Origin of the sequence: Citrobacter sp. C348 (assembly GCF_047467975.1) — a bacterium.
GTDB classification, from domain to species: domain Bacteria; phylum Pseudomonadota; class Gammaproteobacteria; order Enterobacterales; family Enterobacteriaceae; genus Citrobacter; species Citrobacter gillenii.
On the sequence record NZ_JASJUJ010000003.1, the window covers coordinates 257,806 to 280,139 of the forward strand.

Below are 22,334 nucleotides of genomic sequence, written 5' to 3' on the forward strand. Positions count from 1 at the left end.
TCGCCTGATTACAAAATGAGTCTTAAAAATCGATACAGGTTGCGCCCTGCTCCGCACCGGACAGCTTTTCGCGCAACGCACTGAACATCTCACGCCCTGTTCCTACCCGCGATGCGCTGAGGTCAGGAATGTGGGGCTGACGAGAGGCAAGTTCCTCTTCATCGACCAGCAGCGTCAATTCACCTGTCTGTCCATTCACTCGAATGATGTCGCCATCGCGTACTTTTGCCAGTAGCCCGCCATCATAAGCTTCCGGTGTTACATGGATTGCTGAAGGCACTTTACCTGAAGCACCTGAAAGTCGTCCATCGGTAACTAACGCAATTTTGAAACAACGGTCCAATAATACACCAAGAGGCGGCATGAGTTTATGTAATTCTGGCATGCCGTTCGCTTTTGGCCCCTGATGGCGAACGACCACCACGCAGTCACGGTCAAGCAGGCCCGCATCAAAGGCCGGTAACACATCATGCTGACTCTCAAAGACAATTGCCGGGGCTTCAATGATCTGGTTTTCAACCGGTACCGCGGAAGTTTTCATCACCGCGCGCCCCAGGTTGCCGCTCAGCACTTTGGTACCGCCATGATGCGAGAACGGCTGGTCAAAGGTAGCAATCACGCTGCTATCCAGCGACTTCTCAGCCCCTTCTCGCCAGTCCAGTTCGCCGTTGTTCAGCCACGGTTCCTGGGTATAACGCGACAAGCCAAAGCCCGCGACGGTGTTGACATCTTCATGCAGCAGACCCGCATTGAGCAGCTCACGCATCAACACCGGTACACCGCCCGCGGCCTGGAAGTGGTTAATATCAGCAGGACCGTTAGGGTACAAACGCGCCATCAGCGGCACGATATCGGACAGATCGGAGAAGTCATCCCAGTTGATGAGAATGCCTGCAGCGCGCGCCATCGCCACCAGGTGCATCGTATGGTTGGTTGACCCCCCGGTCGCCAGCAGGGCCACAATACCGTTCACCACCACTTTTTCATCAATCATTTTACCGATAGGCATCCACTCGTTGCCGTTACCGGTCAGGCGTGTGACCTGACGCGCCGCCGCCGCGGTCAGCGCTTCACGCAGGGGGGCATCAGGATGCACGAAAGAGGAGCCCGGCAACTGCATGCCCATAAACTCCACCACCATCTGGTTGGTGTTTGCTGTACCGTAGAAAGTACAGGTTCCCGGCGCGTGATAAGACGCGGCTTCGGATTCCAGTAGCGCCATACGGTCAACTTTGCCTTCGGCATAGAGCTGGCGGATACGGACTTTTTCTTTGTTCGCCAGACCACTCGCCATCGGGCCTGAAGGGATAAAGATGGACGGCAGATGACCAAACGACAGCGCCGCCATCACCAGTCCCGGGACAATTTTGTCACACACGCCGAGGAACAGCGCGCCATCGAACATGTTGTGAGACAAGCCAATAGCCGCCGACATTGCAATCACTTCGCGGCTCAGCAGGGAAAGCTCCATCCCGTCCTGTCCCTGAGTGACGCCATCACACATCGCCGGCACGCCACCCGCAACCTGGCCTACCGCATTGGCTGCATGCAAGGCTTTGCGAATGATATCCGGATAATGCTCATACGGCTGATGCGCAGAAAGCATGTCGTTATAGGAGGTAATGATCGCGATATTGTTACGCAGCATGCTTTTCAGAGATGCTTTATCTTCTGGCTGACAGGCGGCAAAACCGTGGGCCAGATTCCCGCACGCCAGCTGCGAACGATGAACGGTGTTCGTCTTGGCCTGTTCGATACGGGCGAGGTAGGCAGAACGCGTCTTTTGAGAACGTTCAACGATGCGTTGTGTTACGCGTAACAAATTCGGATTCATAGAGGCTCCTAAAATTTATCTGTCAGAGCATCAGGATTAACAATGCGTTTCAGCAAGGTAACACCATGCTGAATAGCTTGCTGGCCGTAGCTCAGGGGCAAAATCGTTTCAGGCAGTGTAATAAAAAAAGCCCCGCGGGTGAATCCACGCGAGGCTTAAAAGTGCAAAAATTATTCTACAATCTGTGTTAGATCATGTTACCGGTAAAATAACACCTAATGGCTAGATGGAATTTTACTCGAATTCGTTCCAGGAACGACCGTCACGGGTGATCATGGCCACCGAGGCAACCGGTCCCCAGGTCCCAGCCTGATACGGCTTCGGTGCGTCGTTGTCCATCGCCCAGGCTTCGGTGATGGAGTCCACCCACTTCCATGCTTCTTCGACTTCATCACGGCGCACGAACAGCGCCTGAATGCCGCGCATAGTTTCCAACAGCAAGCGCTCGTAGGCATCTGCCAGGTGCGTTTGATTGAAGGTTTCGGAATAGCTCAGATCCAGCTTGGTTATCTGCAGATTATGCTTGTGGTCCAGACCCGGCACTTTGTTAAGCACCTGGATATCGACACCTTCGTCCGGCTGCAAACGGATGGTCAGCTTGTTCTGCGGCAGATCCTGCCAGGATTCTTTAAACAGGTTAAGTTCAGGCGTTTTGAAGTACACCACCACTTCAGAGCATTTGGTCGGCAGACGCTTACCGGTACGCAGGTAAAACGGCACGCCCGCCCAGCGCCAGTTGTCGATATCCACACGGATGGCGACAAAGGTTTCGGTGTTGCTGCTCTTGTTCGCACCCTCTTCTTCCAGGTACCCCGGTACTTTTTTACCTTGTGCAAAACCGGTGGTGTACTGACCACGCACCGTTTTTTCACGCACGTTCGTACGATCGATACGGCGCAGTGATTTCAGGACCTTCACTTTCTCATCACGGATGCTGTCGGCGCTCAGATCAGACGGCGGCGACATGGCGATCATGCACAGAATCTGCAGCAAGTGGTTCTGGATCATGTCGCGCATCTGACCGGCCTGGTCAAAATAACCCCAACGGCCTTCGATACCCACCTCTTCCGCCACGGTAATTTCGACGTGATCGATGGTGCGGTTATCCCAGTTGTTCACAAACAGGGAGTTGGCAAAGCGCAGTGCCAGCAGGTTTAGTACCGTTTCTTTGCCCAGATAGTGGTCAATACGGTAAACCTGACATTCTTCAAAATATTGACCGACCTGGTCGTTAATTTCGCGGGAGGTTGCCAGCGACGTTCCCAGCGGCTTTTCCATCACCACGCGCGCCGGTTTAGCGTTCAATTTCGCTTCCCCTAAGCCTTTGCAGATCGCGCCAAACGTGCTTGGCGGCATGGCAAAGTAGTTAATCGTGGTACGTGCTTTTTGATCCAGCATGTCACCCAGACGGCTAAAGGCAGCAGTATCATTGACGTCCAGGTTACAAAACTCCAGACGACCACTGAGGGTTTCCCACAAACTTTCATCGATTTTTTCTTTCATGAAAGTTTCGAGCGCTTCGCGTACAACCTTGGTATAGGCTGCTTTGTCCCAGTCAGCGCGGCCAACTCCAATAATGCGGGTGTCCGGGTTAATCTGGCCGGCTTTTTCCAGCTGATACAGGGAAGGCAGCAATTTTCGACGTGCAAGGTCGCCCTTCGCGCCGAAAATGACCAGGTCACATGCCTGGGCTGTTTGCGTTACCGCCATGTCATTCTCCTCAGTTGAGTGTCGGGTATTCATGCCCGACACTGAATGTAATTTTATTACAGTGCACTGTACTGCTTTTACGTGATTCCGTGAACCGTAAACGCTTATCCAGCCGTGCTGTTACCGTGAACAGCGGCGTTATTGACGTTTACCGCCGCAAAATGGATAAAAAAGTCGCTTTTTTACATAACCATGAAGACGTAAGAAAACCCGACTCCGATCATGTATTGAAAAAAAACAACAACTTTTCTGTCCATTTTGCCCCGAATGTGGGTTCACAGGGGTAATATCTACCAGAGTTACCGCTCGATTTCCCCATATCGCTGAAATCGTTTTTGCCCATGGCCGATGAGTCTACTCACATAATGAATATGCTGGAAAAAATCCAGTTAAAACTGGAACATCTGAGCAAGTCAGAACGTAAGGTCGCCGATGTTATTCTGACCTCACCTGACCGGGCTATCCATTCAAGTATTGCCACGCTGGCTTTGGAAGCCAACGTCAGTGAGCCGACCGTGAATCGCTTCTGTCGCAGCATGGACACACGAGGCTTCCCTGATTTTAAACTGCATTTGGCACAAAGTCTGGCTAATGGTACCCCGTATGTTAATCGTAATGTCGATGAGGATGATAGCGTCGAGTCCTACACCGGGAAAATCTTCGAATCTGCCATGGCAAGCCTGGACCACGTCCGTCAGTCGCTGGATAACGCAGCGGTCAATCGGGCGGTAGATTTATTAACCCAGGCAAAGAAAATCGCCTTTTTCGGTCTGGGTTCGTCCGCTGCCGTGGCGCACGACGCCATGAATAAATTTTTCCGCTTTAACGTACCGGTTATCTATTCCGACGATATTGTACTGCAACGTATGAGCTGTATGAATTGTAGCGATGACGACGTCATTGTCCTTATTTCACATACCGGCAGAACAAAGAGTCTGGTTGAATTGGCGCAGCTGGCGCGGGAAAACGATGCCATGGTGATCGCCCTTACTTCCCCCGGAACGCCGCTGGCGCGTGAAGCCACGCTGGCAATTACCCTGGATGTACCGGAAGATACTGACATTTATATGCCTATGGTCTCTCGACTTGCTCAACTGACCGTGATAGATGTGCTGGCTACGGGATTTACTTTGCGCCGTGGTGCAAAATTTAGAGATAACTTGAAGCGTGTCAAGGAAGCGCTCAAGGAATCGCGTTTTGATAAAGAATTACTCATCAAGAGTGATGACCGCTAAAAGCAATAACGATGTTCTACCCTTTTATCATCCGGGTCGTTCATTTCTACCGTTATGTTTCAGAACGGCCGGATCAATGTTCACACGCAACACCTAGTTGTTTCAGTCAACGGAGTATTACATGTCCAGAAGGCTTCGCAGAACCAAAATCGTTACCACGTTAGGCCCAGCAACTGACCGCGATAACAACCTTGAAAAAATTATCGCCGCGGGCGCAAACGTTGTACGTATGAACTTTTCGCACGGCTCTCCAGAAGATCACAAACTGCGGGCGGATAAAGTCCGTGAAATTGCCGCCAAACTGGGACGTCATGTCGCTATTTTGGGTGACCTGCAGGGACCTAAAATACGCGTATCAACCTTCAAAGAAGGCAAAGTATTCCTCAATATTGGCGACAAGTTCCTGTTAGATGCCAACCTGGGTAAAGGCGAAGGCGATAAAGAAAAAGTCGGTATTGACTATAAAGGCCTACCTGCTGACGTAGTGCCGGGCGACATCCTGCTGCTGGATGACGGTCGCGTACAGCTCAAAGTACTGGAAGTTCAGGGCATGAAGGTCTTCACCGAAGTGACCGTCGGTGGCCCGCTTTCCAATAACAAAGGCATCAACAAACTGGGCGGCGGTCTCTCTGCAGAAGCACTGACCGAAAAAGACAAAGCTGACATCATCACCGCGGCGCAAATCAGCGTTGACTATCTGGCCGTCTCCTTCCCGCGCTGCGGCGAAGATCTGAACTATGCCCGCCGTCTGGCGCGCGATGCAGGCTGCGATGCGAAAATTGTTGCCAAGGTGGAGCGTGCAGAAGCCGTGTGCGACCAGAATGCAATGGATGACATCATCCTGGCCTCTGACGTCGTGATGGTTGCTCGTGGCGACCTGGGCGTTGAAATTGGCGATCCAGAGCTGGTCGGTATTCAGAAAGCCCTGATCCGTCGTGCGCGTCAGCTGAACCGTGCGGTCATTACCGCCACGCAGATGATGGAGTCGATGATCACCAACCCGATGCCGACCCGTGCAGAAGTGATGGACGTGGCGAACGCCGTACTCGACGGCACCGACGCCGTTATGCTGTCAGCAGAAACCGCCGCAGGCCAGTATCCGGCTGAAACCGTTGCCGCCATGGCGCGTGTCTGCCTGGGCGCGGAAAAAATCCCGAGCATTAATGTCTCCAAACACCGCCTCGACGTGCAGTTTGATAACGTTGAAGAAGCGATTGCCATGTCCGCAATGTATGCAGCGAACCACCTGAAAGGGGTCACCGCCATCATCGCGATGACAGAATCCGGTCGTACCGCGCTGATGACGTCCCGTATCAGCTCCGGCCTGCCGATTTTCGCCATGTCGCGTCATGAGCGTACGCTGAACCTGACCTCCCTGTACCGCGGCGTTACTCCGGTTCACTTTGACAGCGAAACCGACGGTGTGGTTGCCGCCAGCGAAGCGGTGAACCTGCTGCGTGATAAAGGCTATCTGGTTTCTGGCGATCTGGTGATTGTCACCCAGGGCGACGTCATGAGCACCATTGGCTCCACCAACACCACGCGTATTCTGACCGTAGAATAACGGCAAGATTTGTGCCTGATGCAAAAAGCCTCTCAATTGAGAGGCTTTTTTTTATTTCTTCGGGTAGAGATCTTTACGTTTATACGGCTCAATCTCACCGGGTTTGCGGGTTTTAAGTAGTTTTAAAATCCAGGTGTACTGCTCGAGGTGTGGCGCGACAAAAATCTCCACCTCTTCATTCATACGTCTGGCAATGGTGTGGTCATCTGCGGTCAGGATGTCATCCATCGGCGGGCGGACCTGAATCGTCAGGCGATGTGTTTTCCCGTCATACACCGGGAACAGCGGCACAACACGCGCATGGCAAACCTTCATCAGGCGACCAATCGCCGGCAATGTTGCTTTGTAGGTGGCAAAAAAATCAACAAATTCGCTGTGCTCGGGACCATGATCCTGATCCGGCAAATAGTATCCCCAGTAGCCCTGACGCACAGACTGAATAAAGGGCTTGATGCCATCATTACGCGCGTGCAAACGACCGCCAAAACGACGGCGTACCGTGTTCCAGACGTAATCAAAAACAGGATTACCCTGGTTATGGAACATCGCGGCCATTTTCTGGCCCTGCGAGGCCATCAGCATGGCTGGAATGTCTACACCCCAACCATGCGGGACGAGAAAAATTACCTTTTCCTCGTTGCGGCGCATCTCTTCTATGATCTCCAGACCTTGCCAGTCAACCCGGTTTTGGATTTTCTCCGGGCCACGCAGGGCAAGCTCTGCCATCATCACCATCGCCTGCGGAGCTGTTGCAAACATCTCATCGACGACGGCTTCGCGCTCGGCTTCGCTGCGCTCTGGAAAACACAGGGATAAATTAATCAGCGCTCTGCGGCGCGAACTTTTCCCCAACCTTCCGGCAAGACGTCCCAGCTTCGCCAGCACAGGATCGCGAAACGATGCGGGCGTTAACGCAATCCCTGCTATCGCCGCCACACCCAGCCAGGCACCCCAGTAGCGCGGATGGCGGAATGATTTTTCAAATTCAGGGATATATTCATTATTCTTTTTTTTCGTTTCCATGCTCTTCCAGTGTCTGGTACCGCGAAAAATAAATCTGTTGATAGTGTAGCGGCGCGTCGTGCCCCGTACAAAATAAAAAAGCCGGCACGCATCGCGTACCGGCTTTGTCAGTATGCTGATTAATCGAAGCGCAACTGAGGCAGAACCTCTTTCACCTGCGCCAGGTACTCGGTACGATCCTTGCCGGTCAGCCCTTCCGTACGCGGCAGCTTCGCCGTTAACGGGTTCACTGCCTGCTGGTTAACCCAGACTTCGTAGTGCAAGTGTGGTCCGGTTGAACGTCCGGTGTTACCTGACAGCGCAATACGATCGCCGCGTTTTACTTTTTGTCCTGGTTTGACTAACAGTTTACGCAGGTGCATGTAGCGTGTGGTGTAGGTACGACCATGACGCACCGCGACATAGTAGCCTGCAGCGCCGCTGCGCTTCGCAACAACGACTTCACCATCACCTACCGACAGTACCGGCGTACCCTGCGGCATCGCGAAGTCGACGCCTTTGTGCGGAGCCACGCGTCCGGTTACCGGATTCAGGCGACGCGGATTAAAGTTAGACGAGATGCGGAACTGTTTCGCGGTCGGGAAACGCATAAACCCTTTCGCCAGGCCGGTACCGTTACGGTCATAAAACTTACCGTCTTCGGCACGGATCGCGTAATAGTCTTTACCTTCAGAGCGCAGACGAACACCCAGCAGTTGGCTTTGCTCACGTTTGCCGTCCAACATTTCGCGAGACATCAGCACCGAGAACTCATCGCCTTTTTTCAGTTTGCGGAAGTCCATCTGCCACTGCATAGCCTTAATCACCGCACTGATTTCAGAACTGTTCAGCCCGGCCTCTTTGGCGCTGGCGACGAAACTGCCGCCGACGGTGCCCTTGATACGGCTGTTAACCCAGTCGCCCTGCTGCATTTCACTGCTCATTTTGAAGCCCGTCGCAGTACGATCGTAGGTGCGGGTTTCACGGCGAGAAACTTCCCAGGTCAGGCGCTGCAAATCACCGTCAGAGGTCAGCGTCCAGGAAAGCTGTTGGCCAATCTTCAGGTTACGCAACTCTTTGTCCGAGGCGGCAAGCTGGCTGATATCGCCCATATCGATACCATACTGATTCAGGATGCTGCTCAGCGTATCGCCGGTCGAGACAACATATTCGTGAACGCCCACCTCACCGGAGGTTTTGTCATCCAGTTCATCCTGAGGAATCGCTTCATCTTCCTGAGCAGCCTGATCGATAGGTTCACTGGCCTCAGGCAACAGCGAACGAATCTCGCTTTTTTCAAGTTCGATGGTTTTGACAATCGGTGCAGCATCGGGATGGTAAACGTAAGGCCGCCAGACGGCGACGGCCAATGTAAGAACGGTCAGCGACCCCAGCATAACGCGATGGGGTCGGGGCAGATTATTAAATGCCAGAGCGACAGAGCGGGCTATCTGTTGCACGTATTCACTTCCTCATTAATCTCCTTTCAGGCAGCTCGCATACTGGTTGGCTAATTGGTTCAGAAACGCAGAATAGCTTGTTTTACCCAGTTTGATGTTTGTTCCGAGGGGATCCAACGTTCCCATTCGAACGGATGTCCCTCTCGCAACGGCTTCAACGACCGCTGGCCTGAACTGTGGCTCAGCAAAAACGCAGGTTGCTTTTTGCTCAACCAACTGTGTTCTTATTTCATGTAAACGCTGCGCACCAGGTTGAATCTCAGGGTTCACGGTAAAGTGACCAAGCGGTGTTAGTCCGTAATGTTTTTCGTAGTAGCCGTAGGCGTCATGAAAAACGAAATACCCTTTCCCCTTGAGCGGTGCGAGCTCGTTACCTACCTGCTTATCGGTTGCGGCTAATTGTGCCTCAAAATCCTTCAGGTTGGCGTCAAGTTTGGCTCGACTTTGCGGCATAAGTTCCACTAATTTTTCATGGATTGCAACCGCTGAGGCCCGCGCTATCTCTGGGGAAAGCCAAAGATGCATGTTGTAGTCGCCATGATGGTGATGTTCGTCACTTTTTTCACCGTGGGCGTCATTGTGTTCATGATCGTCATCATCATCGTCGCCCCCTTTCATGAGCAACGGCTTCACGTCATTGAGTTGCGCAATCGTTACCTGTTTCGCGTTAGGAATATTCTTGACAGATTTTTCCATAAACGCTTCCATCTCGGGGCCAATCCAAACAACTAAGTCCGCGCCCTGTAAGCGTTTTACGTCTGACGGACGCAATGAGTAATCATGTTCGGATGCACCATCAGGCAGGAGAACCTCGGTATCCGTAACCCCATCAGCAATCGCTGAAGCGATAAACCCTAGCGGCTTAAGCGAGGCAACGACGGCGGCATTTGCTGCCTGTGTTGCACTCCCCCAAAGAGCAGCGGATAATGCTGCGAAAAGAAGCGTATTTTTATGTAACATAATGCGACCAATCATCGTAATGAATGTGAGAAATGTGATATTATAACATTCTATAACTTCTGCAAGACTAAAATTGATATGACGACTTTGGTTTCACTGGAAAATGTCTCGGTCTCTTATGGTCAACGCCGCGTCCTTTCTGACGTTTCGCTTGAACTACGACCCGGCAAAATTTTAACGCTTCTTGGCCCGAACGGTGCCGGGAAGTCTACGCTGGTGCGCGTTGTCCTCGGGCTGGTAGCAGCAGATGCAGGCGTTATCAAGCGTAACGGACAGCTGCGGATAGGCTATGTCCCGCAAAAACTGTATCTCGATACCACGCTGCCCCTGACAGTCAGCCGCTTTTTGCGCTTACGTCCGGGTACAAAGAAGGACGATATTCTGCCAGCGCTCAAGCGTGTTCAGGCCGGACATCTGATGGATGCGCCGATGCAAAAACTGTCCGGCGGGGAAACGCAGCGCGTCCTGCTGGCTCGCGCATTGCTGAATAAACCACAGCTGCTGGTGCTGGATGAACCCACTCAGGGTGTGGATGTCAATGGTCAGGTTGCACTGTATGATCTTATCGACCAACTCCGCCGTGAACTCGATTGCGCCGTACTGATGGTCTCGCATGACCTGCATCTGGTGATGGCGAAGACCGACGAAGTGCTGTGCCTCAACCACCATATTTGCTGCTCCGGCACGCCGGAAGTGGTCTCTATGCACCCGGAATTTATCTCTATGTTTGGGCAACGCGGTGCCGAACAACTCGGAATTTACCGTCACAATCATAATCATCGCCACGATTTACAGGGTCGCATCGTATTACGCCGGGGAAATGGTCACTCATGATTGAATTGTTATTACCCGGTTGGTTAGCCGGGATCATGCTGGCCTGCGCCGCTGGCCCGCTGGGATCGTTTGTGGTCTGGCGTCGGATGTCTTATTTTGGCGACACGCTGGCGCACGCGTCACTGCTGGGTGTGGCCTTTGGTCTGCTGTTAGATGTAAACCCGTTTTATGCGGTTATCGCAGTCACTCTGATGCTGGCTGCGGGTCTGGTGTGGCTGGAGAAGCGCCCTCACCTCGCCATCGACACCTTGCTCGGCATTATGGCGCACAGTGCTCTGTCACTGGGCCTGGTGGTCGTCAGCCTGATGTCAAACATCCGCGTGGATCTGATGGCCTACCTGTTTGGTGATTTGCTTGCCGTTACGCCTGAGGATCTGATTTCCATCGCCATCGGCGTCGTTATTGTACTCGCCATTCTCTTCTGGCAATGGCGCAATCTGCTGTCAATGACCATCAGCCCGGATCTCGCCTTTGTCGATGGCGTGAAGCTGCAGCGCGTGAAGTTACTGCTGATGCTGGTCACGGCGTTAACGATTGGTGTGGCGATGAAGTTTGTCGGCGCGCTAATTATCACGTCGCTGCTGATTATTCCTGCTGCCACCGCGCGCCGTTTTGCGCGTACGCCTGAGCAGATGGCCGGTGTTGCCGTGGGCGTGGGGATGATAGCGGTGACGGGCGGCCTGACGTTCTCAGCGTTTTATGATACGCCCGCAGGGCCCTCCGTGGTGCTGTGTGCCGCGCTGATGTTTATTTTCAGCATGATGAAAAAGCAGGCGAGCTAAGCGTGTGTTGCCCGGAAGCGCTACGCTTACCGGGCCGACAAATCGCCCAGGCCTGATGAGCGTAGCGACATCAGGCACTAAGGCATTTGCGGCGGCGTAATACCAAAGTGATTCCAGGCGCGCACCGTCGCCATACGTCCGCGCGGCGTACGCTGCAGGAAGCCCTGCTGAATCAAATAGGGCTCCAGCACGTCCTCAATCGTTTCACGCTCTTCACCAATCGCGGCGGCCAGATTATCCAGCCCTACCGGCCCACCGAAGAATTTATCGATCACCGCCAGCAGCAGCTTACGGTCCATGTAATCGAACCCTTCAGCGTCCACATTGAGCATATCCAGCGCCTGGGCGGCAATGTCTGCCGAGATGGTGCCATCATGCTTCACCTCGGCGAAGTCACGCACGCGACGCAGCAGACGGTTGGCAATACGCGGCGTTCCGCGCGCACGGCGAGCAACTTCCAGCGCGCCCTCCTCGCTCATCTCCAGCCCCATATAACGCGCACTGCGCCCTACAATATGCTGAAGATCGGCAACCTGATAAAACTCCAGTCGCTGCACGATACCAAAACGGTCACGCAGCGGAGAGGTTAACGACCCGGCACGGGTTGTCGCGCCAATCAGCGTAAACGGCGGCAGGTCAATCTTGATCGAGCGTGCAGCAGGCCCTTCGCCGATCATGATATCCAGCTGATAGTCTTCCATCGCCGGATACAATACCTCTTCCACGACCGGCGATAAGCGATGGATCTCATCGATAAACAGCACGTCGTGCGGCTCGAGGTTCGTCAGCATTGCCGCCAAATCGCCCGCTTTTTCCAGCACCGGGCCGGAGGTGGTACGCAGGTTTACGCCCATTTCATTGGCGACAATATTGGCAAGCGTGGTTTTTCCAAGACCCGGAGGACCAAAGATCAGCAGGTGGTCGAGGGCATCACCGCGCAACTTCGCCGCCTGGATAAAAATCTCCATTTGCGAACGGACCTGAGGCTGACCGATATACTCATCGAGCAACTTGGGGCGGATCGCACGATCCACAATGTCTTCAGGTATCGTGCTGGCAGCTGAAATCAGGCGGTCTGCTTCAATCATCCTTTACCTCACAATGCAGCGCGGAGCGCTTCACGAATCAGGGTTTCACTGCTGGCATCAGGGCGGGCTATTTTGCTCACCATGCGGCTGGCTTCCTGTGGTTTATAGCCCAGCGCCACCAGCGCAGCAACCGCTTCCTGTTCGGCGTCATCCGTTACCGGACCCGCAGGTGACGTCAGCACCAGATCCGCCGCCGGTGTGAACAGATCGCCATGTAAGCCTTTAAAGCGGTCTTTCATTTCAACAATCAGGCGTTCAGCGGTTTTCTTACCGATACCCGGCAGTTTCACCAGCGCCCCGAGCTCTTCGCGTTCAACCGCGTTAACGAACTGCTGCGCCGACATGCCGGAGAGGATCGCCAGCGCCAGCTTCGGTCCAACGCCGTTGGTTTTAATCAGCTCTTTAAACAGCGTGCGTTCCTGCTTGTTGTTAAAACCGTACAGCAGCTGCGCATCTTCACGCACCACAAAATGGGTGAAAACAATCGCTTCCTGCCCGGCTTCTGGCAGCTCGTAAAAACAGGTCATTGGCATATGCACTTCATAGCCTACGCCGCCCGTTTCCAGAAGAACCAACGGGGGTTGTTTTTCGAGAATGATGCCTCTGAGTCTGCCTATCACGTGACGCTCCTGCGTTAAGGGCTAAAAAGGTAATGCGCTATCATAAAAAAAGGCTGGATAGATATCCAGCCTCATTTGTCATTAACGTAGTCGCCCACGCGCTAAATTCAGCCGGGTGTCGCTCATTTGCATGGCGTTCTGGCTGACGTGGCAGTGGGTTATGGCGATGGCCAGCGCATCCGCGGCATCAGCCTGGGGATTTGCCTGGAGTTTTAGCAACGTGCGCACCATGTGCTGCACCTGACTTTTCTCCGCACTACCTATCCCGACGACGGTTTGCTTCACCTGACGTGCTGCATATTCAAACACCGGAAGGTCCTGGTTAACGGCAGCAACAATTGCCACGCCGCGCGCCTGCCCCAGCTTAAGCGCCGAATCGGCGTTTTTTGCCATAAAGACCTGCTCAATGGCAAAGTAGTCTGGCTGAAACTGGGTAATGATTTCCGACACGCCCGCATAAATCAGCTTCAGGCGCGACGGTAAATCATCTACTTTGGTGCGAATACATCCACTGCCCAGATAGGTCAACTGTCGACCGACCTGGCGGATCACGCCATAGCCGGTGATGCGCGAGCCCGGGTCAATGCCGAGAATAATGGACATCACGCATCTCCTGTTATTTTACCGCTCAACCACGTCATTCTAACGTAGCAGCAACCTCATCGGAGATTTCGCCGTTGTGGTAAACTTCCTGCACGTCATCGCAGTCTTCCAGCATATCGATCAGACGAATCAGCTTCGGTGCTGTTTCTGCATCCATGTCCGCTTTGGTGGACGGGATCATCGTAACTTCAGCGCTGTCCGCTTTCAGACCAGCGGCTTCCAGTGCGTCACGCACTTTGCCCATCTCTTCCCATGCAGTGTAGACGTCAATCGCACCGTCATCATAGGTCACAACGTCTTCAGCACCAGCTTCCAGCGCGGCTTCCATGATGGTGTCTTCGTCGCCTTGCTCAAAAGAAATCACGCCTTTTTTGCTAAACAGGTACGCAACAGAACCGTCGGTGCCCAGGTTACCACCGGTTTTGGTGAACGCATGGCGCACTTCCGCAACAGTACGGTTACGGTTGTCAGACAGGCATTCGATCATGACCGCTGTTCCACCAGGACCGTAACCTTCATAAATGATGGTTTCCATGTTTGCGTCTTCGTCACCGCCCACACCACGTGCAATCGCGCGGTTCAAGGTGTCACGTGTCATGTTATTTGCCAGCGCTTTATCAACCGCTGCACGCAAACGCGGGTTAGCATCCGGATCGCCGCCCCCCAGTTTAGCCGCCGTCACCAGCTCACGAATGATTTTGGTGAAGATTTTACCGCGCTTAGCATCCTGCGCTGCTTTACGATGTCTGGTGTTGGCCCATTTACTATGACCTGCCATAAATAATCTCTCCAAAAAGCGCGCCTTTTCAGGCGACGTTAATTACAAATTCTTCAATCGCCTGCCGGTTGCTCCAAGACTTGGTTAACTGTGCAGCTTCCACCGCATCAACCCAACGATAGGCCAGATGTTCAGTGAACACGACCTCTCGTTCCGAGGGGAGAGCCAGGCAAAACCAGGACTCCGTATTCCGTACGGTTCCCGGTGCATAGCGATGACGTAAATGGCTAAAAATTTCGAACTCCACCGTGCGCTGACAGTCAATTAAGGTCAGTTTCTCGCGGGCAACATCAATGGTGACCTCTTCCTTTACTTCGCGCATGGCGGCTTGCAACGCGGTTTCACCCTCTTCCAGGCTGCCGGTGACCGACTGCCAGAAATCAGGATCGTCGCGTCGCTGTAACATCAGCACTCTCCCGGTGTCCTTTGCATAAATCACGACTAACACCGAGACAGGCTGTTTGTATGTCATATCAGTTATTCTCGGCCTTCTTCACAACCTGAATGCTCAGTTCCGCCAGTGCAGCGTCGTTGGCAAAGCTTGGCGCTTCGGTCATCAGACACGCTGCAGCCGTGGTTTTCGGGAAGGCAATAACGTCACGAATGTTATCAGTACCGGTCAGCAGCATGGTCAGACGATCCAGACCAAACGCCAGGCCCGCGTGCGGCGGGGTACCATATTTCAGCGCGTCCAGCAGGAAGCCGAACTTCTCACGCTGTTCTTGCTCATTAATGCCCAGAATACCAAACACGGTTTGCTGCATGTCGCCGTTATGAATACGCACGGAACCGCCACCCACTTCGTAACCGTTGATGACCATATCGTAAGCATTGGCAACGGCCTCTTCCGGCGCGGCTTTCAGCTCAGCGGCCGTCATGTCTTTCGGCGCGGTAAACGGATGGTGCATCGCGGTCAGACCACCTTCACCGTCGTCTTCAAACATTGGGAAGTCGATAACCCACAGCGGCGCCCATTTGGTTTCGTCGGTCAGGCTCAGATCTTTACCCAGTTTCAGACGCAGTGCGCCCATCGAGTCAGCAACCACTTTCTTGTTGTCTGCGCCGAAGAAAATCATGTCGCCATCTTGTGCGCCGGTGCGCTCAAGAATCGCGTCGACGATATCGGCATTCAGGAACTTAGCAACTGGGCTGGTTACCCCTTCCAGACCTTTCGCACGTTCGGTGACCTTAATGTAAGCCAGACCTTTCGCGCCGTAGATCTTGATAAAGTTGCCGTAATCGTCGATCTGCTTACGGCTTAGGCTGGCCCCACCCGGTACACGCAGCGCAGCCACGCGACCTTTGGCATCATTAGCCGGGCCGGAGAAGACGGCAAAATCGACGGACTTCAGCAGGTCAGCAACGTCAACCAGCTCCATCGGGTTACGCAGGTCCGGTTTATCAGAACCGTAGCGACGCTCTGCTTCGGCAAAGGTCATGATCGGGAAATCCCCCAGATCCACACCTTTTACTTCCAGCCACAGATTACGCACTAACGCTTCCATCACTTCACGAACCTGCGGTGCGGTCATGAAGGAGGTCTCAACATCGATCTGGGTAAATTCAGGCTGACGGTCAGCACGTAAGTCTTCGTCACGGAAGCATTTTACGATCTGATAGTAACGATCAAAGCCAGACATCATCAGCAACTGCTTGAACAGCTGTGGAGACTGCGGCAGGGCGTAGAATTTGCCTTTATGGACGCGGGAAGGCACCAGATAGTCACGTGCGCCTTCCGGGGTCGCTTTGGTCAGCATCGGCGTTTCGATGTCGAGGAAGCCGTGATCGTCCATAAAACGACGCACCAGGCTGGTAATCTTGGCACGGGTTTTCAGACGCTGCGCCATTTCCGGACGACGCAGGTCCAGATAGCGATACTTCAGACGTGCTTCTTCGGTGTTAACGTGGTTAGAGTCCAGCGGCAGCGAGTCTGAACGGTTGATGATGGTCAGATCGGACGCCAGTACTTCAATTTCGCCGGTCGCCATGTCGGCGTTGACGTTTTTCGCGTCACGCGCACGCACGGTGCCCGTAACCTGGATGCAGAACTCATTACGCAGTTCGGAGGCCAGCTTTAACGCGTCCGCACGGTCCGGATCGAAAAATACCTGCACGATACCTTCGCGGTCGCGCATATCGATGAAGATCAGGCTACCAAGATCACGACGACGGTTGACCCAACCACACAGAGTCACCTGCTGCCCCTCGTGGGACAGACGTAGCTGTCCGCAATATTCTGTACGCATGAGATATCCCTTAACTTTGCCGCAGGCGGATTGTCACCTGCCTTGCAGATGACGAAGTCGCAGCTTTAGCTGAATGTCACAACTGAATGAAAAAAGGCGGCTATTATACTGGAAATTCTGCCGCACGATAAGTCCGGTACTGACTGTACGCGTGTTTCCTACGCGGGTATTGCGTAATCTCACAAAAAATAACAAAAATTGTCGCCCCTTTCACACACAATCGCGATTAAGGTGTAACGGAATTCTTTTTTGACTGGAGTCACCATGCTGGAACTGAACGCTAAAACCACCGCCCTTGTCGTGATTGACCTACAGGAAGGGATCCTGCCCTTCGCCGGCGGCCCCCATTCGGCAAGCGACGTGGTAACCCACGCCGCACGCCTTGCGGCACAATTCCGAGCTCACGGTTCACCGGTAGTGATGGTTCGCGTTGGCTGGTCTGACGACTACGCAGAAGCGCTGAAACAGCCGGTAGATGCCCTGACACCGGCTAAAGCGCTCCCTGCAAACTGGTGGGACTATCCGACAGCGCTGGGCAAAAACGCCAGTGACATCGAAGTGATCAAACGCCAGTGGGGTGCCTTTTACGGCACCGACCTCGAACTCCAACTGCGCCGCCGGGGCGTTGACACTATCGTGTTATGCGGGATCTCCACCAACATCGGCGTTGAGTCAACGGCGCGTAACGCCTGGGAACTGGGTTTTAACCTGGTGATTGCCGAAGATGCCTGTAGCGCAGCCAGTGCCGATCAGCATCTGGGCAGCATGACGCATATCTTCCCGCGCATTGCACGCGTGCGCAGCGTGGACGAGATCCTGCAAGCGTTATGATCTATATCGGCCTGCCGCAGTGGTCGCATCCGAAGTGGGTGCGCCTGGGGATCACCAGCCTTGAAGAGTATGCCCGCCACTTTAACTGTGTTGAGGGCAATACCACACTCTACGCGCTGCCAAAAGCCGAGATTGTTACGCGCTGGCAGGCGCAGACTACCGATGACTTTCGCTTCTGCTTTAAGTTTCCGGCGACCATTTCGCATCAAGCTGCACTGCGAAACTGTGATGATTTGGTGCAAGAATTTTTCACCCGCATGTCACCGCTGGAAGCGCGAATCGGGCAATATTGGTTGCAGCTACCCGCCACCTTTTCTCCTCGCGATCTCCCTGCTCTGTGGGCGTTTCTCGATGCGTTACCCGCATCGTTTACCTACGGGGTGGAAGTTCGCCATCCTGAATTTTTTACCAAAGGTGAAGACGAGAAATGGTTCAATCGCGGCTTACACGAGCGAGGGGTCAATCGGGTAATTTTAGATAGTCGGCCGGTACACGCCGCGGTTCCTCACAGTGAAGCGATTCGCGATGCGCAGCGCAAAAAACCGAAAGTTCCGGTCCATGCAGTGGTTACCGCGAACAATCCCATGGTGCGCTTTATCGGCAGCGATAATATGGAGCAAAACCGAACGTTATTTAACGTATGGCTGGCCAAACTGTCTCTCTGGAAGCAGACCACCACACCCTATCTGTTTTTACATACGCCAGACATCGCGCAGGCCCCGGAGCTTGTAGATACGCTATGGGCAGATTTACGCAGCGCTCTGCCAGAGATCGGATCAGCACCGTCTATTCCACAGCAATCTTCTCTTTTCTGAAAATGCCACCTATCATAGTCAATGCCAGCAGCCATTTTAAAAGGGAGTTTGTATGGTAAGCGCGCTATATGCCGTACTGGGTGCGTTATTGTTGATTAAGTTCTCCTTTGACGTTGTCCGCCTGCGTATGCAGTATCGCGTGGCTTATGGCGACGGCGGTTTTAGCGAACTACAAAGTGCGATTCGCATTCACGGTAATGCGGTGGAATATATCCCCGTCGCATTAGTGTTGCTGTTATTTATGGAAATGAACGGCGCGGAAACGTGGATGGTGCATATTTGCGGGCTGATGTTAATTGCTGGTCGGCTGATGCATTATTACGGATTCCACCACCGTCTGTTCCGCTGGCGTCGTTCCGGCATGAGCGCCACCTGGTGCTCGCTGGTGCTAATGGTGCTGGCGAATCTCTGGTATATGCCCTGGGAGTTGGTTTTCTCCCTGCATTAGCGCACAATACGCCACTTTATTTTTCCCGGATTTTTACGTTATGTCTCACCGCGACACGCTTTTTTCTGCGCCTATCGCCAGTCTGGGTGACTGGACCTTTGATGAACGGGTAGCTGAAGTCTTCCCGGATATGATCCAGCGCTCCGTTCCCGGCTACTCCAACATCATTTCGATGATTGGTATGCTGGCCGAACGTTTCGTGCAACCCAACACGCAGGTCTACGATCTGGGCTGTTCATTGGGCGCCGCGACGCTCTCGGTGCGTCGCAGTATTCAGCATGACAATTGTAAAATTATTGCCGTCGACAACTCCCCGGCCATGGTTGAACGCTGCCGCCGTCATATTGACGCCTATAAAGCCCCTATTCCGGTCGAGGTTGTCGAAGGGGATATTCGCAACATTACTATTGAAAACGCCTCAATGGTGGTGCTGAATTTTACCCTGCAATTCCTTGAGCCAGCGGAGCGCCAGGCATTGTTGGATAAGATTTATCAGGGGCTGAATCCTGGCGGCGCGCTGGTGCTGTCGGAGAAATTCAGTTTCGAAGATGCAAAAGTGGGTGAGCTGTTGTTCAACATGCACCACGATTTCAAGCGGGCAAATGGCTACAGCGAACTGGAAATCAGCCAAAAGCGCAGCATGCTGGAAAACGTCATGCTGACCGACTCGGTCGAAACCCATAAAGCGCGCCTGCATCAGGCTGGTTTTGAACACAGCGAACTGTGGTTCCAGTGCTTTAACTTTGGTTCTCTGGTGGCACTAAAAGCTGAGGTTGCGGCATGATCGACTTTGGTAACTTTTATCAGCTGATTGCCAAAAATCATCTTTCTCATTGGCTGGAAACGCTCCCGGCGCAAATTGCGAACTGGCAGCGCGATCAGCATGGCCTGTTTAAGCAGTGGTCGAACGCGGTAGAGTTTTTGCCCGAACTGACACCGCACCGTCTGGACTTGCTGCACAGTGTCACCGCTGAAAGCGAAGAGCCGCTCAGCGACGGTCAGCTTAAACGCATTGATACATTAATGCGCAATTTGATGCCGTGGCGTAAAGGGCCATACTCACTGTATGGCGTCAATATCGACACCGAATGGCGTTCTGACTGGAAATGGGATCGCGTTCTGCCGCATTTATCCGACCTGACCGGACGGACGATCCTGGATGTCGGCTGCGGCAGCGGGTATCACATGTGGCGCATGATCGGTGCAGGCGCGCACCTGGCCGTTGGGATTGATCCGACCCAGTTATTCCTGTGTCAGTTCGAAGCGGTGAGAAAACTGCTGGGCAACGACCAGCGCGCGCATCTGCTGCCGCTGGGTATTGAACAGCTTCCGGCGTTGAACGCGTTTGATACCGTTTTCTCAATGGGCGTGCTCTATCACCGTCGTTCTCCGCTGGAACATCTCTGGCAGTTGAAAGATCAACTGGTACAAGACGGTGAACTGGTACTGGAAACGCTGGTGGTTGAAGGGGACGAAAATACCGTGCTGGTGCCGGGTGACCGCTACGCACAAATGCGCAACGTCTACTTTATTCCGTCTGCTCTGGCGTTGAAAAACTGGCTGGAGAAGTGCGGTTTTGTTGATGTCCGCATTGCCGACGTGTGTGTGACCACTACCGAAGAACAGCGCCGCACCGAGTGGATGATTACCGAATCGCTGGCTGATTTCCTCGACCCGAACGACAGCAGTAAAACGGTAGAAGGGTACCCTGCCCCGCTGCGTGCGGTCTTGATTGCGCGTAAGCCGTGATGGATTGCCGGATGACCGTTACGTATAGCACCGTTTCTCCAAAATAGTTCAAGTTGCAGCAAGGCGGCAACACAGCAAATCCCCGGGAGCGTAGATAACTACGTGACCGGGGTGAGCAAGGCGGCCAACGCGGCTGCGGCTTGAAATATGAAGGAGAAAAAAAGGCCCCTGTAATTGCAGGGGCCTGGTACGAGCAAGCATCATATTGGGCGACATGATGCAACGGTAAAAATCAGCTGGCCCGATGGTGCGCAATAATCGCTTTCATTTCAGCAACCGCCGCCCCGTCTACCGCATAGCGGGAATATTCATCCGCTTGCGCATCCGAAGACATCGACAACCCCGCATTGCGATAACGCATGGGAGAAGCCAGCCATACTCCGGCAGAACTGTGGACTTCCTGCACACCGGCGTCGAGGAATAGAGACAAATTCGCAGCGCGAACCCCCGCTCCGGCCATAATGATTGGAGCACCGGGCTGTGCAATAAGTTCCATTATTTTTGTTAAACCTTGCGCAGCATCTGATTTTTGCCCGGAAGTCAGCACTCTGGCGACACCCAAATCAGATAAACTTTTCAGCGCATTTAAGGGGTTGGCACACATATCAAAGGCCCGATGAAACGTGACATTTAGCGTACCGGCTGCCCGCATAATTTTTTCCATGCGCGACATATCGACGTTGCCATCAACATCTAATAACCCGGTTACCAGCCCGGAGAATCCGAGATCTCTGACCATGGCGATATCATCCAGCATGGCGGCGAATTCACCGTCGGTATAGCAAAAATCCCCGCCGCGCGGGCGGATAATCGGATTGACGGGAATATCAATATGCTGACGAACGCTACGTAATACGCCCAGTGATGGGGTTAAGCCCCCTTCTTTGGGTGCCGAACACAGTTCAATACGATCCGCGCCATTTTTTTGTGCCGTCAGCGCACACTCCATGCTGTAACAGCAGATTTCCAGCAGTGCCATGGTTACTCCTGTTGCTCGCTTGCCACAATTTGCTCAATTGACCACGGATGAAACTTGATGGTCACGCTGCCATCGCTGACCGCCAGCGTCGGGTTCGGTAACCGCTCACGCTCGCCTTGTGGTGAACTGGTTTTCACAAAGATACCCGGCTGACTCAATCCTTCATCAGAAAGCAATGCCAGCGCTCGCGCATTCAACGTTTCCGGCTCGCCCGGTAGAACAATCTCAATATGCTCCCAACCCTCATGTGGGTAGCGTTTTTCACCCGGCCACGGCAACTCGACAATAGAAAACTGCCATTGTGCCACGCACACCGGCTCATCCAGTTTGAACAAGCAAATCGGTCTGCCATTAATGATATTTTCCGACAACAGCTGGCCGCACTGTTCAAACCCGCGACGCCAGCGCTCTGCGGTGGTGTTTTGATGACAGCGCAGAGAGATGTGGTCGGCTTCAAGCGGAGCAATATTCAGACCCAGACGGGTGGAAAGTTCGCTTAACGCTTGGGTGAAATGTCCTAAATCTGCGGAAATATCATGCAGTTCTGCAACGGTTTGCCAGTTCGCCATATTGAAAGCTCATATCCATGTTCAAAGCCGCTAATTTACTCTGTTGCGTAGCACCATCCAACCGCTGTTTTTTTTACGAACAAAATGAATGATTATGCGTAATTGCATTGTCCCTATTTTAGGCCGCGCGCGGCACGCGCAATGCTGACGGCAACGGGCATTTGCAGTATACTCCCGGCCTAAATTCTTAATCTGGCGCGGTGTATAGTAAAGCGCTTCATAAATGT

General features: G+C 53.4%; 22 protein-coding genes. 9 read left to right on the plus strand and 13 right to left on the minus strand.

Translation table 11 applies throughout. The features are described 5' to 3' along the window. Window positions 1-22: 22 nt before the first annotated feature. Window positions 23-1,834, minus strand: a complete 1,812-nt coding sequence (gene edd, locus QNN86_RS07850) for a phosphogluconate dehydratase (RefSeq protein WP_115258762.1) — start codon at window positions 1,832-1,834, stop codon at window positions 23-25. Window positions 1,835-2,068: 234 nt separating this feature from the next. Further along, a complete protein-coding gene (gene zwf, locus QNN86_RS07855; protein WP_096757426.1) occupies window positions 2,069-3,544 on the minus strand; it encodes a glucose-6-phosphate dehydrogenase in 1,476 nt (491 codons plus the stop codon). 365 nt (window positions 3,545-3,909) lie between these two features. On the opposite strand from zwf, the gene QNN86_RS07860 reads away from it, so the two are divergent. Beyond that, window positions 3,910-4,779 (plus strand): MurR/RpiR family transcriptional regulator, encoded by an 870-nt coding sequence (locus QNN86_RS07860; protein ID WP_096759428.1) that lies wholly within the window; start codon window positions 3,910-3,912, stop codon window positions 4,777-4,779. 121 nt (window positions 4,780-4,900) lie between these two features. Beyond that, on the plus strand, window positions 4,901-6,343 hold the full coding sequence (gene pyk, locus QNN86_RS07865) for a pyruvate kinase (RefSeq protein ID WP_096757427.1): 1,443 nt from the start codon (window positions 4,901-4,903) through the stop codon (window positions 6,341-6,343). A 51-nt stretch (window positions 6,344-6,394) separates the two neighbouring features. Here the strand turns inward: pyk and lpxM are convergent, their stop codons facing one another. The 3 genes from lpxM to znuA form a co-directional block, all read right to left on the minus strand. After that, window positions 6,395-7,366 (minus strand): lauroyl-Kdo(2)-lipid IV(A) myristoyltransferase, encoded by a 972-nt coding sequence (lpxM, locus tag QNN86_RS07870; protein WP_181619202.1) that lies wholly within the window; start codon window positions 7,364-7,366, stop codon window positions 6,395-6,397. Window positions 7,367-7,485: 119 nt separating this feature from the next. Beyond that, window positions 7,486-8,805, minus strand: coding sequence for a murein DD-endopeptidase MepM (gene mepM / locus QNN86_RS07875; protein ID WP_181619201.1), 1,320 nt, complete (start codon window positions 8,803-8,805; stop codon window positions 7,486-7,488). 15 nt (window positions 8,806-8,820) lie between these two features. Continuing rightward, complete coding sequence (gene znuA, locus QNN86_RS07880; RefSeq protein ID WP_137363606.1) at window positions 8,821-9,765, minus strand: zinc ABC transporter substrate-binding protein ZnuA; 945 nt, start codon at window positions 9,763-9,765, stop codon at window positions 8,821-8,823. A gap of 78 nt (window positions 9,766-9,843) precedes the next feature. Here znuA and znuC point away from each other — a divergent pair, with 78 nt between their 5' ends. Both znuC and znuB read left to right on the plus strand, forming a co-directional pair. Further along, a complete protein-coding gene (gene znuC / locus QNN86_RS07885) occupies window positions 9,844-10,599 on the plus strand; it encodes a zinc ABC transporter ATP-binding protein ZnuC (protein WP_181619200.1) in 756 nt (251 codons plus the stop codon). Continuing rightward, entirely contained in the window at window positions 10,596-11,381 is a 786-nt protein-coding gene (gene znuB / locus QNN86_RS07890) for a zinc ABC transporter permease subunit ZnuB (RefSeq protein WP_135912208.1), read from the plus strand. The genes znuC and znuB overlap by 4 nt, the downstream gene beginning before the upstream one ends. A gap of 77 nt (window positions 11,382-11,458) precedes the next feature. On the opposite strand, the gene ruvB is transcribed toward znuB, so the two are convergent. From ruvB to aspS, 6 genes are all read right to left on the minus strand, one after another. Next, window positions 11,459-12,469 (minus strand): Holliday junction branch migration DNA helicase RuvB, encoded by a 1,011-nt coding sequence (gene ruvB, locus QNN86_RS07895; RefSeq protein ID WP_115258769.1) that lies wholly within the window; start codon window positions 12,467-12,469, stop codon window positions 11,459-11,461. 8 nt (window positions 12,470-12,477) lie between these two features. Continuing rightward, on the minus strand, window positions 12,478-13,089 hold the full coding sequence (gene ruvA, locus QNN86_RS07900; RefSeq protein WP_096757434.1) for a Holliday junction branch migration protein RuvA: 612 nt from the start codon (window positions 13,087-13,089) through the stop codon (window positions 12,478-12,480). A gap of 81 nt (window positions 13,090-13,170) precedes the next feature. Continuing rightward, a complete protein-coding gene (gene ruvC, locus QNN86_RS07905; protein ID WP_181619197.1) occupies window positions 13,171-13,692 on the minus strand; it encodes a crossover junction endodeoxyribonuclease RuvC in 522 nt (173 codons plus the stop codon). Window positions 13,693-13,726: 34 nt separating this feature from the next. After that, window positions 13,727-14,470 (minus strand): YebC/PmpR family DNA-binding transcriptional regulator, encoded by a 744-nt coding sequence (locus QNN86_RS07910; RefSeq protein WP_181619196.1) that lies wholly within the window; start codon window positions 14,468-14,470, stop codon window positions 13,727-13,729. 28 nt (window positions 14,471-14,498) lie between these two features. Then, entirely contained in the window at window positions 14,499-14,942 is a 444-nt protein-coding gene (gene nudB / locus QNN86_RS07915) for a dihydroneopterin triphosphate diphosphatase (protein WP_181619195.1), read from the minus strand. A gap of 1 nt (window position 14,943) precedes the next feature. Further along, window positions 14,944-16,716 carry an aspartate--tRNA ligase gene (gene aspS, locus QNN86_RS07920; RefSeq protein WP_096757437.1) on the minus strand — a complete coding sequence of 591 codons (1,773 nt, stop codon included), beginning with the start codon at window positions 16,714-16,716 and terminating at the stop codon, window positions 14,944-14,946. A 264-nt stretch (window positions 16,717-16,980) separates the two neighbouring features. Between aspS and QNN86_RS07925 the strand changes: the two genes are divergently transcribed. From QNN86_RS07925 to cmoB, 5 genes are read left to right on the plus strand one after another with little or no spacing between them, the layout of a single operon-like run. Beyond that, window positions 16,981-17,547 (plus strand): hydrolase, encoded by a 567-nt coding sequence (locus QNN86_RS07925; RefSeq protein ID WP_279276972.1) that lies wholly within the window; start codon window positions 16,981-16,983, stop codon window positions 17,545-17,547. After that, window positions 17,544-18,362, plus strand: a complete 819-nt coding sequence (locus QNN86_RS07930) for a DUF72 domain-containing protein (RefSeq protein WP_117341932.1) — start codon at window positions 17,544-17,546, stop codon at window positions 18,360-18,362. The genes QNN86_RS07925 and QNN86_RS07930 overlap by 4 nt, the downstream gene beginning before the upstream one ends. Before the next feature lie 52 nt (window positions 18,363-18,414). Continuing rightward, window positions 18,415-18,810 (plus strand): MAPEG family protein, encoded by a 396-nt coding sequence (locus QNN86_RS07935; RefSeq protein WP_096757440.1) that lies wholly within the window; start codon window positions 18,415-18,417, stop codon window positions 18,808-18,810. A 40-nt stretch (window positions 18,811-18,850) separates the two neighbouring features. Further along, window positions 18,851-19,594 carry a carboxy-S-adenosyl-L-methionine synthase CmoA gene (gene cmoA / locus QNN86_RS07940; protein WP_096757441.1) on the plus strand — a complete coding sequence of 248 codons (744 nt, stop codon included), beginning with the start codon at window positions 18,851-18,853 and terminating at the stop codon, window positions 19,592-19,594. Further along, window positions 19,591-20,559, plus strand: coding sequence for a tRNA 5-methoxyuridine(34)/uridine 5-oxyacetic acid(34) synthase CmoB (gene cmoB, locus QNN86_RS07945; RefSeq protein WP_182270030.1), 969 nt, complete (start codon window positions 19,591-19,593; stop codon window positions 20,557-20,559). Before cmoA ends, cmoB begins: the two co-directional genes overlap by 4 nt. Window positions 20,560-20,791: 232 nt before the next feature. On the opposite strand, the gene cutC is transcribed toward cmoB, so the two are convergent. Together cutC and QNN86_RS07955 are read right to left on the minus strand one after the other, a co-directional pair. Continuing rightward, window positions 20,792-21,538: a copper homeostasis protein CutC gene (gene cutC / locus QNN86_RS07950; RefSeq protein WP_414210897.1), complete on the minus strand. Its 747-nt coding sequence runs from the start codon at window positions 21,536-21,538 to the stop codon at window positions 20,792-20,794. Window positions 21,539-21,540: 2 nt separating this feature from the next. Beyond that, on the minus strand, window positions 21,541-22,107 hold the full coding sequence (locus tag QNN86_RS07955; protein WP_414210899.1) for a VOC family protein: 567 nt from the start codon (window positions 22,105-22,107) through the stop codon (window positions 21,541-21,543). Window positions 22,108-22,334 lie beyond the last annotated feature (227 nt).

Excerpts from the sequence above, each read along its gene's own strand:
- znuA (WP_137363606.1), bottom strand. The coding sequence starts at position 9,765 with ATGTTACATAAAAATACGCTTCTTTTCGCAGCATTATCCGCTGCTCTT.
- QNN86_RS07955 (WP_414210899.1), bottom strand. The coding sequence starts at position 22,107 with ATGGCGAACTGGCAAACCGTTGCAGAACTGCATGATATTTCCGCAGAT.
- cmoB (WP_182270030.1), top strand. The coding sequence starts at position 19,591 with ATGATCGACTTTGGTAACTTTTATCAGCTGATTGCCAAAAATCATCTT.
- QNN86_RS07910 (WP_181619196.1), bottom strand. The coding sequence starts at position 14,470 with ATGGCAGGTCATAGTAAATGGGCCAACACCAGACATCGTAAAGCAGCG.
- cutC (WP_414210897.1), bottom strand. The coding sequence starts at position 21,538 with ATGGCACTGCTGGAAATCTGCTGTTACAGCATGGAGTGTGCGCTGACG.
- cmoA (WP_096757441.1), top strand. The coding sequence starts at position 18,851 with ATGTCTCACCGCGACACGCTTTTTTCTGCGCCTATCGCCAGTCTGGGT.
- znuC (WP_181619200.1), top strand. The coding sequence starts at position 9,844 with ATGACGACTTTGGTTTCACTGGAAAATGTCTCGGTCTCTTATGGTCAA.
- ruvB (WP_115258769.1), bottom strand. The coding sequence starts at position 12,469 with ATGATTGAAGCAGACCGCCTGATTTCAGCTGCCAGCACGATACCTGAA.
- ruvC (WP_181619197.1), bottom strand. The coding sequence starts at position 13,692 with ATGTCCATTATTCTCGGCATTGACCCGGGCTCGCGCATCACCGGCTAT.
- QNN86_RS07925 (WP_279276972.1), top strand. The coding sequence starts at position 16,981 with ATGCTGGAACTGAACGCTAAAACCACCGCCCTTGTCGTGATTGACCTA.
- zwf (WP_096757426.1), bottom strand. The coding sequence starts at position 3,544 with ATGGCGGTAACGCAAACAGCCCAGGCATGTGACCTGGTCATTTTCGGC.
- nudB (WP_181619195.1), bottom strand. The coding sequence starts at position 14,942 with ATGACATACAAACAGCCTGTCTCGGTGTTAGTCGTGATTTATGCAAAG.
- znuB (WP_135912208.1), top strand. The coding sequence starts at position 10,596 with ATGATTGAATTGTTATTACCCGGTTGGTTAGCCGGGATCATGCTGGCC.
- pyk (WP_096757427.1), top strand. The coding sequence starts at position 4,901 with ATGTCCAGAAGGCTTCGCAGAACCAAAATCGTTACCACGTTAGGCCCA.
- QNN86_RS07935 (WP_096757440.1), top strand. The coding sequence starts at position 18,415 with ATGGTAAGCGCGCTATATGCCGTACTGGGTGCGTTATTGTTGATTAAG.
- aspS (WP_096757437.1), bottom strand. The coding sequence starts at position 16,716 with ATGCGTACAGAATATTGCGGACAGCTACGTCTGTCCCACGAGGGGCAG.
- edd (WP_115258762.1), bottom strand. The coding sequence starts at position 1,834 with ATGAATCCGAATTTGTTACGCGTAACACAACGCATCGTTGAACGTTCT.
- lpxM (WP_181619202.1), bottom strand. The coding sequence starts at position 7,366 with ATGGAAACGAAAAAAAAGAATAATGAATATATCCCTGAATTTGAAAAA.
- QNN86_RS07930 (WP_117341932.1), top strand. The coding sequence starts at position 17,544 with ATGATCTATATCGGCCTGCCGCAGTGGTCGCATCCGAAGTGGGTGCGC.
- QNN86_RS07860 (WP_096759428.1), top strand. The coding sequence starts at position 3,910 with ATGAATATGCTGGAAAAAATCCAGTTAAAACTGGAACATCTGAGCAAG.